Origin of the sequence: Pseudoalteromonas sp. MMG024 (genome assembly GCF_021654175.1) — a bacterium.
In the GTDB taxonomy this organism is placed as follows: Bacteria; Pseudomonadota; Gammaproteobacteria; order Enterobacterales; family Alteromonadaceae; genus Pseudoalteromonas.
On record NZ_JAKFZO010000003.1, the window covers coordinates 104,115 to 118,889 of the forward strand.

The following is a 14,775-nucleotide window of genomic DNA, read 5'->3' on the forward strand; positions in this document are numbered from 1 at the left end:
CTCGCTATTAATTAACTATGACAACAACAAATAGGAAAACTATGGACTATTTTTACTTATACTGGGAGGGTGACAATGACCTTATGGCTTAGTGCTGGCATTTTGTTCACCTTACTTTCAATCGCCTTTATTTTATATAAATGGGGCAATATGCAAGTAGTGGGTGTGACCCCAGTTAAAACATTTACCTTTATTGCAATTCTGTTTACATCTGGCCTCGACGTTGGCCTGATCATGTTCCCGCTAACCGAGTTTGCCGGTTATGCAGACATAAAAGCAAGCCCAGAATATGGCTTCACAAACCCACTCGCAATTGAGTTTGGTTTTTGGGGATTCTTAATTTGGGGTTTCTACTTTTTGACCTGTTTTTATTTCTGTGTAATTGAACCTAAAGTGAAATTTTTCGAAATTCCGCTGGTAAAATTGGTTAACAACGTGGTGATTATAGGCACATGTGCGTTTACTGCCTTTTTGTTACTGAGTAACTTGCCTTGGTATTTACCTGCGGTAGGTGATGGCGAATCAATTGTGCCAACATTTTACTTAATTGTATTTGCGGCAATTTGTTTTGCTGCTTATTCAAGCACCAGTATTCGTTATGTACGCTTTTTAAGTATTACAACAACCTGGGTATTTATCGCGTTAATTGTTGCTATGTGGGCTGGCGCCTTTGTATTTGGCGACAGCGAAATGAGTGCCTATACAAATAACTTAGCACTAATTGGCGACTACTTTGCGAATATTCATCATTTTGTATTGCCGCTTAACGATTATCATGAATTCTATTTATTCTGGTGGTTTGCGTGGAGCATTATGATTGGTCAATTCACCTCTCGTTTTGTTGGTGGACTTAAAACCTACCAAGTACTCGCAGCGATGTTGATTTTCCCGTCAATTCCAATTGCCGCTTGGTTTGCCGTGCTGTATCACTACCATGATGCTGGTATTGCAACCGATGGCCTAGTGAATTTTGCAATGGTATTTGTTGGTATTGTGTTTGTGATCAATTCATTAGACTCACTGATCCGCTTATACACAGATAACCTTAACCTAACCGTCGCCCGTTTAGGTAAGCGCAATTATCTGTTGCTAAATATTGTTGCACTTTCACTTTTAACACTATTATTTAAACTGAACTTTTTACAAATCCAATGGGTTGGTGCCATTGTTATTGCGATTTTCTTTGCTGGTTTTGGTTTTATTTTGGTTAATAAATTCAAAACAGTTAAGACGATTCAAAGTTCTCCAAAAGAAAACGCAATTGATTTTAATAAAATAGAGACAATAAGCTAATCATATGAAAAATTTAATTAAATTATCACTAATCCCGGTTGCAGTAATGACAAGCGTGGCGCATGCCGATTGGAGTACAACGGTAACTGGGGCATCTGACTACACTTTCAACGGTGTTAGCCAAACCATGAACGACCCAGCGCTACAGGTTAGTCTCGACAAATCATTTGACAATGGCTTTTACGCGGGTAGTTGGGCATCAAATGTAGATTTTGGTGACGACACTAACATTGAGTGGGATTTTTACGCTGGGCACTATATCAGCCTTAACGATGCGCTAAGCCTTGATTATGGTATCGCGTATTACACCTACCACGGTGCAAGTTATTCAGATGATGGTAACTACCCTGAAGCTTACGCAAAATTTGGCTATTCATCAGCATTAGGTAATACCGAGTTTAACTTTTGGTACAGCTGGGATTACTTTGGTACAGGCGCAGGCCACACTGTTTCGATGCTAGCGCATTCTTATGAAATCGCGCCAAATCATACGCTACGTGCAAGTTTTGATGTGTCAAACTCACTTGATGGCGATAAGTGGTTATGGGATGGCAATAATTCGTCGTATCATCACTATCGATTAGCCTATCAAACCAGCTTTAAAGGGTTTAACCTAGAGCTTGCGGCGGAAAACACAAACCTTGATTGGGACACCGCAGATGAGCGCTTAGTGTTCTCTATTTCAAGAACATTCTCGCTGTAACCTGCAATATTTAAACGCATAAAAGTAAAAAGGCGCACATTGCGCCTTTTCTTTTACCTAAATTAACCTAGCTCTGCCAACCGGGCAATTAAATCATTTAGCGCAGCAACGCTAAAACCGCTGTCATAAAAATAAACAATTTTACCCTTTTCATCTAACAACAAAACCCTTGCGTTGTTTGGTTTTTCATTGCCGGTAAAAGCCTGAATACGCTCACCGTCCTCATAAATTGTAATTACCCCACCCCATAACTCTTTTGGAATGCCGCGCCGCATACCCTCATCAATTTGGGCACTAAACATACGCGGAAACATGCCTGCAATAGTAGGTAATTCAAAAGCAACCACGTCCACTTCTTTCATATCAAGTCCAATTAACCAGCGATCAATATCAAATTGCGAATCTTGTTTATAGCCAATTAAATATACACTCGGCTTGCCAGCAACATGCGCTGGTAAACTAACGGTTTGTTTTTCTAAACTGGTGCCTGTGACATTTGGAAACCGTTTTCCTTCAATATCTTGGTTTGGATAATGCGTTGTGCATCCAGTACCTAATAGCAAAAGAATTAAAATAATGATCTGTCTCATAAGTTCCTCGCGCGTATCGCGTTTTTCAAATAAATATTTTTTAGATTTAAGTAGGTTAGCTAACTAAAGGAAGGCGTTATTCGACTTCTTTAACCAAAGATTCGAGTTTGCTCATAAACACGTCTTTTAATTTACTGTGTTCATAATCAAGATGATAGGTGTTGTGAAAGCCAAAACGCAGCAATACACCATTTCCTTTCAGGTAAATGGTGTAGCCGTCAATATCAGAAAACGCGGTGATCCCTTGATAGAGTTTACCGTCTTCAAAGTCTTCGCCCTTTTGGTAGATAAGGTCGAATACTTTCAATAATAGTTTGGCGTCTAGCTCGTTTTTCATAATTAAGCACTCCCTGATTTCTCAAATTGTTACTTAATTATAGTGAGTTACTGGACGTTTAGATCAGTTAGCGGAACGTATCAAGGTAAAGTGCTTCAACTTTGTCACGCGCCCATTGGGTACGACGTAAAAATTTTAGCGATGATTTAATTGAAGGATCGTTTGAAAAACAGTTAATTTTAATCTCGCGGTAAAGGCCATCCCAACCATACTCTTCGACCAATTGTGTCACAATTTTCTCTAACGTTAAGCCATGTAATGGGTTATTTGGTTGGTTTTGCATTTTTGCTGCCTTAAATATTAAAAAAGCCCTAAACGGGCTTTTTTTAAAGAATGGTTGAACTCTTATAGTTTAACCAAATCACCTTTTAATGTCACACCGGCCATTACAAAACCTGCGCCACATTCAAATTCAGTATCACTTACAAATTCGCGTTTTTTATAGTACGAACTAATGTTCATTACGGCATTCATGCCTTCTCTACGCGCGCGCTCTTGTAATGATTTCAATGCACTAAGCATTACCCATTGGCACGCTTCTTTATCGCTTTTGTTGAACGCATTGGTTTTTTTATTGGTTTGCACTTCACCGTAAGTTGACTTTACTTCGCCCGCTTTTTGCTTACCAAAAAATAGTTTAATATTTGGATCAAGCGCTTGCTCAGCTTTTGCTGTGCTTAGTAGCTCTTCAACTGAGTAACGACCAATATCATCACGCGCCGTTGCAGTACTTGCAGCAAGTGCAAGCGAAACACCAAGAATTAATTTTTTCATTACTTCTCCCTAATTTTTTAATGAATAGAACTTCCATGCAAAGCCAAAACCAAGTGCAACGTTGTGATTATCACGCAACAGGGGACTTTGCTGATTTGCACTGTGTGAATAATTATAATATCGAAGAAAACCGCCGGCCCAAAGCCAATCGTTATCGTAAGTTAATCCTAAACTAAATACCGATGCAAGATAACCCGCATCCGCATCGAAAGACAAACGGTCAATTGTTTGAAATTGTTCAGCAACGTGATAAAAGTAGCTGTTGTAAGCATGGCTTCCAAAACGCGTACTAAAACGTCCAGTAAGGTTTACTTGGTGCTGGCCATCTTGATAAATCTGCTGCCCTGCCTCTAGCATAACGCCATACACACTGCCAATATCGTCAATATCTCCGCCATCAAATGCGTAGGCTTTTCGAACAAAAGGTGAAATGTACAGATAGTCGTCTGAGGTAGGATTACCAAAACTAAAATATTGATAGCTTGGGCCTATTTCGCCTACCCAGGCAAGGTCGTCCATGCCTTCGCGGGCACGATTATCTTTACTTGATACGGCAATCGCACCACCTGCACTGACACTAATAAAATGATTAGGTGCAACTTCATAAAATGATTCGAATTCGTTGCGCTCTACTTTATAATGTTCTTTCTCTATGTGAATGTACGGCAGCGGCACCACATAACTTTCGTTTTGTTCTGCGCCTAAATAATGCGGGAGCGATGAATAAAATGCGCCAATGCCAAACGTGACTTCATCGGCAACACTGTGTGTTGAGATAAACAGTAGGCTAAGTGCAATCCATCGCATCAACATGATTTACGACCAGCGTTTAAAGATTAACGAGGTATTGATCCCACCAAACGCAAAGTTGTTACTCATCACATAATCGGTGTTGATTTCACGTCCCTCTACATTTAAGTAATCGAGTGGCGCACATTCTGGGTCGACATTATCTAAGTTCGTCGTGCCACCAAACCAATTGTCTTGCATCATATGAATACTCGCCCACGCTTCAATAGCGCCGCACGCGCCTAAGGTGTGTCCTAAATAACTCTTTAACGAACTAATCGGCACCTTACCTAACACATTGAAAGTAGCATGAGATTCGGCAATGTCACCACGGTCAGTTGATGTGCCGTGAGCATTCACATAACCAATTTGAGACTTTTCTATACCCGCCTCGGCAATTGCTTGCTCAATCGCCACTTGCATGGTTTCGCTGGTTGGCTGGGTTACATGTTGGCCGTCTGAATTACAGCCAAAGCCAACAATTTCTGCAATAATATGTGCGCCTCGCGCTTGTGCGTGTTCTAACTCTTCTAAAATAAAGGTACATGCACCTTCACCAATCACCAGGCCGTCACGGTCTTTATCAAACGGGCGTGGGGTTTGTTTTGGCGTGTCATTCTTGCAACTGGTCGCGTATAACGTATCGAATACTGCGGCTTCGGTTACACACAGCTCTTCTGCGCCACCTGCAACCATTAGCTTTTGACGACCAAATTTAATCGCCTCAAAAGCATAGCCCAAACCTTGTGAGCCTGATGTACATGCTGAGCTTGTGGTAATAACGCGACCTTTTAAGCCAAAAAATACGCCCACATTAACTGGCGCGGTATGCGCCATCATTTGAATATAACTCGTTGCTGTCACACCAGTCATTTCGCCACTGTCCATCATGCGGCCAAATGGAATAAGCGGCGCAGTAGAGCCAATTGATGAGCCGTACGCGATACCGGTATCGCCATTCGTTAACGATGGGTGCTCTAAAAGGCCAGCTTGTTCGAGAGCTAATTCTGTTGCGCGCGTTGCCATAAGTGATACCCGTCCCATTGAACGGATCTTTTTGCGTGAATAATGCTTAGGCTTTTCAAAATGCTTCACTGGCGCGCCCAAATTGGTATTTAAGCCATTAATAAATGTCCAATCTGGCATTGTCTCTACTGCATTTTCACCTGTTTTTAAGGCACTTTTAAACGTTTGCCAATCATCGCCTAGCGCAGTAATCGCAGACATTCCTGTTACAACAACGCGTTTCACTAAACTAACCCACCATTTACCGAAATAACCTGACGCGTAATATAGGCAGCGTCATCTGACATTAAAAATGCCACTGTACCCGCCACTTCTTTTGGCTCTGCCATACGGCGCATAGGTACCATTTTTAAAATTTCATCGACTGGTAAATCATCAACCATATCGGTTGCAACTAAACCCGGTGCGACGCAATTTACTGTAATTTTACGTTTTGCCACTTCCAGCGCCAGTGCCTTAGTTGCACCAATTAAACCTGCTTTTGCTGCGCTGTAGTTAACCTGCCCACGGTTACCAGCAATGCCCGATACCGACGCCATAGTGATAATGCGGCCGCCTTTACGAGTTTGGATCATCGGCATCACCAAAGGTTGCACTACGTTGTAGAAACCATCTAATCCTGTAGTTAATACTTCATCCCACTCTTCACCTGTCATTGCAGGAAAGGCAGTATCGCGTGTTACACCGGCATTGCAGACAACGCCATAATACGCTCCATGGGCTTCGACATCCGCAAGCAATGCTTGCTGCGTTTTTTGACGGTCACATACGTCAAATTGAACAAGGCTAACGTGCCGGCCAAGTGCTTCTATTTGTTCTTTTACTTGCATTGCCGCGTCAATGCCACTGCGGCAATGAAGCGTAATATCGAATCCGTCTTCGGCCAATCTTAATGCGATGGCCTTGCCAATTCCGCGACTTGAGCCAGTTACTAATACACGTTTTGTCATTGTTGTTCCTTTAAAAACTGCACAGGATCATCTGGTTGAAAGACATTGATTTTAGCTTCAGCAAGAACCGTATCTGCATGCAGAATTTGGCATTCAAATACACTTAACCCTGTTTCTTCTTGAAACAGTTTTTTAACCGAAACAGCTAACGTCTGCCTTAGCGTAAACTCAGGAGTAAATGTCTTATATTTACGCGAACCAATTAAAAATCCAATTTTAACCGCAGCATTGTCATCGAGTGCTAAAGCACCTGCGTATGCTGCGATAGATTGTGCCATATATTCAGTACCAATGTAACTTGCAACTGATTGAGTTTGTTCGTTAAAAAACGCTGATTGTGCAGAGATATCGACCTCGCAAACTGCAGAGTCTTGATCATAGCTCACCAAGCGCGTGAGCAAGATCATTGGGTCGGCGTGAGGTAGCACCGCTTCAATCGAATAATGTGTCATGAATTAACCTAAGTTTCGGATTAAGGGTGCAAAATAAACAACGCCCAAATAGGGCGTGAGCACTTAATCGAGTTTACTAGCGCTGGCACTTAAGTGTTAGCACTGATGCCTAGCGTTACATTTTTAATTCGGTGTTTTTCCGTTGATGCGCTAATTACCAAAAACAAGTGACACATTATTGCCACCAAACGCAAACGAGTTGGATAAACAAAAGCGTATTTTACCAGAAGAATTCGATGCTGCGAGTCTAATTGGCGAAAGTTTTTCATCAAGTTCCGCTACACGGTAATTGGCAGGAATTACCTCGTCTTTATTGAAATCACTTAGTAATAACCAGCAGATCCCCGCTTCCAATGCCCCAGCCGCTCCAAGCGTATGACCGGTAAAACCTTTGGTTGAACTCACTAAACAATCAAAACCAAGGTAATGAATGGCGTTCGCTTCCATTTCATCGTTTTTTGGTGTGCCGGTACCATGAGCATTAATGTAACCAATCTCTTTGGCATCGATGCCAGCGTCTTGCAAAGCTTTCGTCATACTTGCGATCGCTCCACGGCCAGACGGTTCTGGCGCTGAAACATGATACGCATCAGAACTTTCACCGGCGCCACATAAACGCACAGCAGCAGGCTGTTTACTCATTACAAAAAGTGCCGCCGCCTCGCCAATATTAATACCATCACGCTCGCTGTGAAACGGTTTACAGTATTCAGCCGCGGTCGATTCAAGCGCTTTAAAACCATTTAAGGTCATTTTACATAAACTATCTACGCCGCCACAAAGCACCAGATCTGCGATACCCGATTCAATTAAACCGCGCGCACTGACTAATGCTTTACCGCTTGAGCTACATGCCGTTGAAATAGTGTAACAAGGGCCACTTGCACCCGTTATATGCGCTAAATATTCACTCGGTGCATGTAATTCTTGCTGACGATAATTAAAATGCGCTGGGTAATCACCCTCATCTGTAAATTGCTGATAGGCGCTTTCACCTTCACTAATGGCGCTAGTGCTGGTGCCTAAAACAATGGCAATACGTTGTTTTTCAGATTGTTTTGTTAGCGCTGTAAATGTTTGCTCAATTTGTTTGAACGCGGTTAACAACAATTGATTATTGCGCGTATTAAACTGTGGCTCACAAATTTCTGGTAACGTTGCGCTTACAGCACCGACAAAAAATTCAGTTCCGTCATTGCCCGGTTTATCAAATTTGGTCAGTAATTGCGGCTGTGATAGTTCACTGTTTGACAGTGCTGCCATCACACTTTGCTTACTGTCGCCTAGGCTACAAACAAGCCCTAAGTCATTTAAGCCGATTGCCATATTAGTTTATCTCTTCGATAGTGATTGTGTAGTGACGACGCATGTGGGTAATTGTCGTAGTGGTGTCTGTGTAGCGAATGCGCATTACCTCGCCATTTAGGTCGCTAATAATGCGTGCGTCTTGCTGCTGCGAAATGGATGCGCCAAGTAGCCCTTGCTTAACATTTGTAAGCGGCCATGTTGCCAATTGCATATCGGCTAGCATATGGCTTGGGTACAAATTAATGCCGGGTAAATGGTTTTCAACGTGATAATTACCGTCTTTGAACAGCGATAATGAGAATAAACTTATTCCTTGCGCTGTTAGCGCGACTAAATTGAGTTGCTGCTCGGAACGTTCGCTTTGTAACAACAAGGTATTTTGCTTATCACCCCGTGTAACTGTGACCAATTGCAGTGCAGACATTTTTGGCCAATTTTCAGGTACTGCTTGTAATTCATAGTGAATGGCGCTATCAAGCGACACCGTATCAATACGGTGTGCACTTGAACAACCTACTACCAATAAACACAGTATTAGTAAGGTTACTGATACTCTTTGCATAACTTCGCTAATACATCTAAACGACGCTCGCTATGCGCAACGTATGGATTACTTGTATCCCACGCGTAACCAGCAAGAATTGAGCATACCATTTGTCTGATTTGCGGATCTTGCTCTTTATGGAAGATAACGTCTTGGAAACGACCGTCATACCACGCAGTAACAAAGGTTTTAAAGCAATCAACACCTTGCTTAAGCGGCTCTGCATATTGTGTAGCAAGATCTACTTCTTTGCCATCGAGCAAATCATTTACCACAGGTGCAATTAGACACGCAGAGCGAAGTGCAATGGTTACACCACTTGAAAATACAGGATCTAGAAACTCTCCAGCATTGCCTAACAGCGCAAAGCGCTCGCCATGTAAACGTGTTACGTCCGCTGAATAGCCTTTAATTTGGCGTGCAGGTGCAATCGCTTTGGCACTTTTTAGTAGTTGAGATAAGTTTGGTACTTGATTGATATAATCAAACAAAATCTCTTGATGTTCGCGCTCTGCTGCCACAACTTTTTCAGGCTCAATTACTACACCAATACTTGCCGTACCATCTGAAAATGGAATTAACCAATACCACACATCTGGATGCTCTGGGTGAACAGTAATTAGAATTTTATTGCGATCAAAGTTAGCATCATCAATATTGTCTTCAACATGCGTGAAATAAGAACTGCGCACAGGGAATTTTGACGGTTTTTCTAAATCGAGTAAACGCGGTAACACTCGGCCAAAGCCGCTCGCGTCTAACACAAATTTAGCCTCAACTGTATAGGTTTCACCGCTTTGGTCAATCACAATTAAACGCATAAAATCAGCGTGTTCAGTCACTTCAATTACAGTATGACGATAACGAATTGTAACCCCTTGCTGCGCTGCGCCATCGGCAAGTAATTTATCAAAGTCTGCACGTTTTACTTGAAACGTAGTACCTGGTCCTTCGGTAAACTTATCGGTAAAGTCGAAAAAGGTGTGTTCGCCTGATTTTTCAAATGCGGCACCATTTTTAAACTGAAAGCCAAGTGCATCCGCTTGTGAATTTAAACTATCAACTAAGCCAGCTTCAGCTAAATAGGTCATGCACTGAGGTAATAAGCTCTCGCCAATTGAAAAGCGCGGGAATGTTTCACGCTCTAATACGACAACCTTTTTTCCTTGTTTATTTAATAAACTACTTGCAACTGCGCCTGAAGGACCTGCACCAATTACAACTACATCAACTTTTTCTACCTTCATTTCCTTTCCTTGACAATACAGGGAGCCAATAGGTAAAGGCTCACTAACCCGATAACTAAGGTTAAACCAAAACTAAAAACAGCCGGTGTTTTACTCAATATTAATATGCCAAACACCAAACATGATGAACATAATGATAAACTTATTGCCTGCAAGTTACTTTGGCACAAGCCCTTACTACGATAAAAAATTAGATAATCAATTGCCAGCGCTAAAATTAAAATTGTTGCGAGGTAATTAAATAAATTTACCGCACCTTGTAACCAACTCGAGAGTAACAATGCACACAGCGTCACTAAGCCAATGATAAGCCCTGACAACAACGCCGTGACCAAGTCAAAACGTAGCGCCATAACGAGCATTGCAACCACCGCACTTAATGCCATAAGTCCCATTACTGTAGAGCGATAATGACCTAATGCATCTGAAATTTCTTGACGTTTATCAAGTAAATGCAAGAAATCTCCATGTTCGTTTAATAATTCATTCAGGGTATCACTCGTTAATGTGTCAACATTAAACCAAAGCACCGCATTGTGCGCATCTTCAAACACTAAATGAAGCGGTAACAGCTGCTTAAGTGGCGACTGTCTAAATTCGCTCACCGTTAATGGCGAATATTGCTCAACCCCCACATTAATGCCAAGCGAACTGCTCACCTCAGTATAGTGACCCGCCACTACTTTATTTTGTAGTAAGGTATAGGTAGTTTGCTGCGCATTTAGTGACGGCAAGTAATTTGCCAAACTGTTTACTTCAACCTGATTGGCGTTTTTTTCCAACCATTTAACTACCGTCTCTTGTTTTTCAAGCGCCGATTGCATGGAGTCAGCAGTCAGTAAAAAGTGGTGCTTATTACTTTGGCCAAGTAAAGCAAGGTTAAACATTTCATTATGTTTAAGTGTCTCACTTGTATTACTCAAAACAGCAACGTCATCTTGATGCACAATCGGTTTCACTAAAAAGCCAAGGGAGAACAATACAACTAATACTGCCAGTAACTTCGCTTTTTCACGATTTAATCGCATTAACACATTCGCCCAAGCAATACGCGGCTTTTTAATTTTAAGATCAAGCGCATACTGACAAAAAAGAGAAAACACAAGCGCACCAAGCAGACCAAAAATCATAAACACCGCGACTTGTTGTAATAAGGCCATTGGTGAAAAGCTATAAAGTGCATAACCTGCGGCAGTTGTTACAAAGCCAAGAACCAAGCTCGTTGTAATCGTGTTTTTTTCGGCGCACAGCACATGGAATAAGTAATCAATGGCGACGCCAATTAAGGTCACCGAAAACACTAAGCCAATCAATTCAATGTTATCGAAAACCAATACCAGCGCAGCCATGCCCCAAATGCAGGCGTTTAAAATTGTCACCAGCATCAGCCCAATAACAATTAAATTTCTAAAAAATACGATTACTAACAACACCACAGCAACTAAGCTAATGATGCCAAATGTCGAAATTTCATATTCTGCTTGTTGTGCATTTTCACTGCCATGAAACGCAAAACCTGAGAAATAAATACGGCTGTTGTATTCAGTCTCAAACTGGCTAATTAAATCCGTAATTTGTTGCGTTAATGCGATACTTTGCGAAAAGTCTGCGCCGTTTTCAGTTAGCATAAAACGCGCAAGGTAAAAGGTTTTGTGCGCGTCATCCACGGCAAAAACCTGTTGTTTCGCCCGTGACAACTGAACTTTAAACAAGCCATCTTGCTGCCCCATACTGCCCATATGCGACACACCATTTAGAAAACTTGCCAATGCTAATGTTGGGTCACTTGATAATGAGCTTGCGCTTAAGGTACTGTCTGGCTTGGTTAATTCCGCCAAAGTGTAGTTGAGTAATTCACTGGGCTCTGACAGTTGGCTAGGATAACTACTCGACATTAGACTGCCGGGATAACGGGAGTAAAACGCCACCACTTCGTCGAGCTTAATATCAGGTGGCGGGATGTACGTCAGCGCTGCATTTTGCGCTAATCTTTGCTTAAACGCGAGTAACGCGTGTTTGTTGCCACTACTAAATACCAGCTGCCCAGATGAGCGCTGCTGTATAATTGTCTTCGCGTGAGTAATCGCAGGAGACGCAATTACATCAGATTGTGGCACCACCGCTAAAATATCACTGCTAAATTGTGTGTCACCACTGGTGAACTGCTTTGCGATAATTGCACAAAACAACGCAGCAATAACAACAAAGGCAAGCGCGATAGTAATTCTTTGAGAATTCAACTTAATTAGCCGAAGCATAGGTTAAATTGATCTCAGTGGTATGCCCTGCTTGCTCGCTGAGCACAATTCTCGAGATGGTGCCTGTGCCGCACAGTTTTACCGCACTAAACACTTGGTCAAGCGGCTCATTTGCCGACAAGTTTATGCAAGTATCTGCCACCGATTGAACCTGTAAATAGTCAGATAACTTAACTGGATCTTGCAATAACAATGCTTGTAGCAGCGGAATATAAAGATCAGCATTCGTCATTTGGCTTTCATTTCCGCGATGATCTTTGCTGTAAATGCCGTGTTCATCCATGCGAATTGTTGAAGCAATCGGTATTTTTTGCTGCCACACAAAGCCGCTTTGATCGGCACTAAAGCTACCAGCGGAAACAATACTGTTTTTCAACACTTTAATTTTTTTGTGTTGCTCAAATTGTCCGCTAACCTTGCTCTGATTAACCAGCTTTAGCTCACTAAACGCGTCAACAAGCGTGGTATTTGCGTGTAAAAAAAATGCCGCAAACGCAATACAAACTAACAATGCGCTACGCATCTAACACCTTCGATAGTTTTTCAATCAGTGCTGGCGGACTCACATACTGCATTTCACCATCACTAATGCCCACCGCAACCTGAACTGAATAGCCTTTTGTAAGCTTTTCGCCCGTTTCTTTACAGCTGATCACATAATCAATTTTGATGCGGTTTTCGTACTCTTTTAAATACGCTGTTACCACAATCACTTGGCGAAAACGCGCAGGTTTAATGTATTTACAACGCATATCGATGATCGGCCACATAAAGCCAGAGGCTGCCATTTCATCATAATCGTAATCAAACAAGCGTAACAATTCACAACGCGCTACCTCAAAGTAACGGGCATAGTTACCGTGCCACACCACTTGCATTGGGTCGCAATCGTGAAACGGTACATCAATTTCAACCTGCGTAGTTAATAGCGCATCTCGACTATTCATATAACTTCCATTTCTGCTGTTGAATTGCATTGACTGTGTCACGCAAGGTACGCTCAAGCGGGCGGTCTTCATCAAGATTCGGGAAATAACCAGTAATGTCTTGATACATTTCGGTTAATCCATTAGCAAGACTGTCGGCATCAACTTCGCCACGCTCTTTACGAATGCGCAATGCTTGAATTGACGCTAACAACGTACTCGCTAATACTTGCTCAGTTAACTGAATAACGCGCAGTGCGTCACGCGCTGCAATGGTGCCCATGCTCACTTTATCTTGGTTATGACATTCAGTAGAGCGAGAGAATACACTTGCCGGCATCGTTAGTTTTAACGCCTCAGCAGTATATGCAGATGCGCCAATTTGCACTGCTTTAAAACCATGATTAATGTACTGACGCTCTGGATCGCCATTTGATAAGTTACTTGGCAAACCATTGTTAAACTTACTATCAACTAATGACGCAATTTGACGGTCGGCCAAATCAGCTAAGTTAGCAACCGCCGTTTTCAGCGTATCCATTGCCATTGCAATATGGCCACCGTAAAAATGACCACCGTGCAACACGTGTTCACCAATACCATCAATAATTGGGTTATCGTTTGCCGAGTTTAGCTCATTTTCAATCAACTGACGTAACCAAGGTAACGTATCCGCTAGCACGCCAATAATGTGCGGCGCACAGCGAATAGAATAACGGTCTTGTAGACGGTCGGCATTACGCGGATGAGTGTGATAATTTAGGTCGTCACGGATCCAAGCAGCCACTTGTTGTTGACCTGCATGCGGTTTTACCGAGAATAAAATATCATCGAAATGGTGTGAATTCCCCATTAAACCTAAACTTGCAAGTGACGTAAGGCGAGTAGCAAGTTTGACAAGGTATTCGGCGCGGTCGTAAGCAAGGCATGCAAGTGCTGTCATCACCGCAGTACCGTTCATAATCGCCAAGCCTTCTTTAGGTCTTAACGTAAGCGGCGTTAGGTTGAGAGCTTTCATCACATCGCCACTATTTGCCACTTCACCATTAAAATACACATCGCGTTCGCCAACCAAGGCGCCGGCAACGTATGAAAGTGGGGTTAAATCACCACTTGCTCCCACTGAACCTTCTTGTGGGATAACAGGCACAACATCGTGGTTTAGGTATTCTTTTAACAGCGTCAGCATATCCCAACTAACACCCGAGTAACCTTGTGCTAAAGAGTTTAATCGGGTCGCGAGTATTGCGCGGCCCTGCTCTTTCGAAAATACATCGCCTAAACCACAGCCGTGAAAACGCGTTAAATGCAGTGGTAACTCATTTACTAGCGATAGTGGTACGGCGCGCGTTACGGAATCGCCGTATCCGGTTGTTACACCGTAAATTACGCCGTCTTCTGCGAGTAATTTATCTAAAAAGGCAACGCCTGCGTCAATGCGTTGAGTAAATCCGGTATCATTCGACAGCTTAGCCTGTGTGTGTCCTTTTGCTATCGCGACAATATCTTCAATTGAAAGCGGTCCTTGGCCGAACGTCAGTGGCCCTGTTTGCTGTTGATTAATCACTTCTTACTCCG

At 42.5% G+C, this 14,775-nt stretch carries 17 protein-coding genes; 2 read left to right on the forward strand and 15 right to left on the reverse strand.

Features of this window, described 5'->3' with window-relative positions; all coding sequences use genetic code 11:
- The first annotated feature begins 75 nt into the window (after positions 1-75).
- Both L1068_RS03765 and L1068_RS03770 read left to right on the forward strand, forming a co-directional pair.
- A complete protein-coding gene (locus L1068_RS03765) occupies positions 76-1,293 on the forward strand; it encodes a choline transporter (RefSeq protein ID WP_010559399.1) in 1,218 nt (405 codons plus the stop codon).
- Positions 1,294-1,297: 4 nt separating this feature from the next.
- Entirely contained in the window at positions 1,298-1,996 is a 699-nt protein-coding gene (locus L1068_RS03770; protein ID WP_237129156.1) for a TorF family putative porin, read from the forward strand.
- A 62-nt stretch (positions 1,997-2,058) separates the two neighbouring features.
- Here L1068_RS03770 and L1068_RS03775 read toward each other — a convergent pair whose 3' ends face one another.
- From L1068_RS03775 to L1068_RS03845, 15 genes are all read right to left on the reverse strand, one after another.
- The gene (locus L1068_RS03775; protein ID WP_237129157.1) at positions 2,059-2,586 is read right to left on the reverse strand and encodes a hypothetical protein; all 528 of its coding nucleotides are present in this window, start codon (positions 2,584-2,586) and stop codon (positions 2,059-2,061) included.
- Between the two features lie 76 nt (positions 2,587-2,662).
- Entirely contained in the window at positions 2,663-2,923 is a 261-nt protein-coding gene (locus L1068_RS03780) for a DUF3081 family protein (protein WP_010559402.1), read from the reverse strand.
- A gap of 67 nt (positions 2,924-2,990) precedes the next feature.
- On the reverse strand, positions 2,991-3,206 hold the full coding sequence (locus L1068_RS03785) for a VF530 family protein (protein WP_010559403.1): 216 nt from the start codon (positions 3,204-3,206) through the stop codon (positions 2,991-2,993).
- Positions 3,207-3,268: 62 nt separating this feature from the next.
- Entirely contained in the window at positions 3,269-3,697 is a 429-nt protein-coding gene (locus L1068_RS03790) for a hypothetical protein (protein ID WP_010559404.1), read from the reverse strand.
- A gap of 9 nt (positions 3,698-3,706) precedes the next feature.
- Positions 3,707-4,510 carry a MipA/OmpV family protein gene (locus tag L1068_RS03795; RefSeq protein ID WP_237129158.1) on the reverse strand — a complete coding sequence of 268 codons (804 nt, stop codon included), beginning with the start codon at positions 4,508-4,510 and terminating at the stop codon, positions 3,707-3,709.
- 3 nt (positions 4,511-4,513) lie between these two features.
- Positions 4,514-5,737 (reverse strand): beta-ketoacyl-ACP synthase, encoded by a 1,224-nt coding sequence (locus L1068_RS03800; RefSeq protein WP_237129159.1) that lies wholly within the window; start codon positions 5,735-5,737, stop codon positions 4,514-4,516.
- Complete coding sequence (gene fabG, locus L1068_RS03805) at positions 5,737-6,462, reverse strand: 3-oxoacyl-ACP reductase FabG (RefSeq protein WP_054980760.1); 726 nt, start codon at positions 6,460-6,462, stop codon at positions 5,737-5,739. Before fabG ends, L1068_RS03800 begins: the two co-directional genes overlap by 1 nt.
- Positions 6,459-6,914, reverse strand: coding sequence for a hotdog family protein (locus tag L1068_RS03810; RefSeq protein WP_237129160.1), 456 nt, complete (start codon positions 6,912-6,914; stop codon positions 6,459-6,461). The genes fabG and L1068_RS03810 overlap by 4 nt, the downstream gene beginning before the upstream one ends.
- Positions 6,915-7,064: 150 nt before the next feature.
- Positions 7,065-8,240 carry a beta-ketoacyl-ACP synthase gene (locus L1068_RS03815; protein WP_237129161.1) on the reverse strand — a complete coding sequence of 392 codons (1,176 nt, stop codon included), beginning with the start codon at positions 8,238-8,240 and terminating at the stop codon, positions 7,065-7,067.
- Position 8,241: 1 nt separating this feature from the next.
- Complete coding sequence (locus L1068_RS03820; protein WP_237129162.1) at positions 8,242-8,784, reverse strand: DUF3261 domain-containing protein; 543 nt, start codon at positions 8,782-8,784, stop codon at positions 8,242-8,244.
- The gene (locus L1068_RS03825) at positions 8,766-10,013 is read right to left on the reverse strand and encodes an NAD(P)/FAD-dependent oxidoreductase (protein WP_237129163.1); all 1,248 of its coding nucleotides are present in this window, start codon (positions 10,011-10,013) and stop codon (positions 8,766-8,768) included. Before L1068_RS03825 ends, L1068_RS03820 begins: the two co-directional genes overlap by 19 nt.
- Positions 10,010-12,253, reverse strand: coding sequence for an MMPL family transporter (locus tag L1068_RS03830; protein WP_237129164.1), 2,244 nt, complete (start codon positions 12,251-12,253; stop codon positions 10,010-10,012). Before L1068_RS03830 ends, L1068_RS03825 begins: the two co-directional genes overlap by 4 nt.
- Before the next feature lies 1 nt (position 12,254).
- Complete coding sequence (locus tag L1068_RS03835) at positions 12,255-12,794, reverse strand: outer membrane lipoprotein carrier protein LolA (protein ID WP_237129165.1); 540 nt, start codon at positions 12,792-12,794, stop codon at positions 12,255-12,257.
- Entirely contained in the window at positions 12,787-13,218 is a 432-nt protein-coding gene (locus L1068_RS03840) for an acyl-CoA thioesterase (RefSeq protein ID WP_010559414.1), read from the reverse strand. Before L1068_RS03840 ends, L1068_RS03835 begins: the two co-directional genes overlap by 8 nt.
- Positions 13,211-14,764, reverse strand: coding sequence for an aromatic amino acid lyase (locus L1068_RS03845; RefSeq protein ID WP_237129166.1), 1,554 nt, complete (start codon positions 14,762-14,764; stop codon positions 13,211-13,213). The genes L1068_RS03840 and L1068_RS03845 overlap by 8 nt, the downstream gene beginning before the upstream one ends.
- Positions 14,765-14,775: the final 11 nt, after the last annotated feature.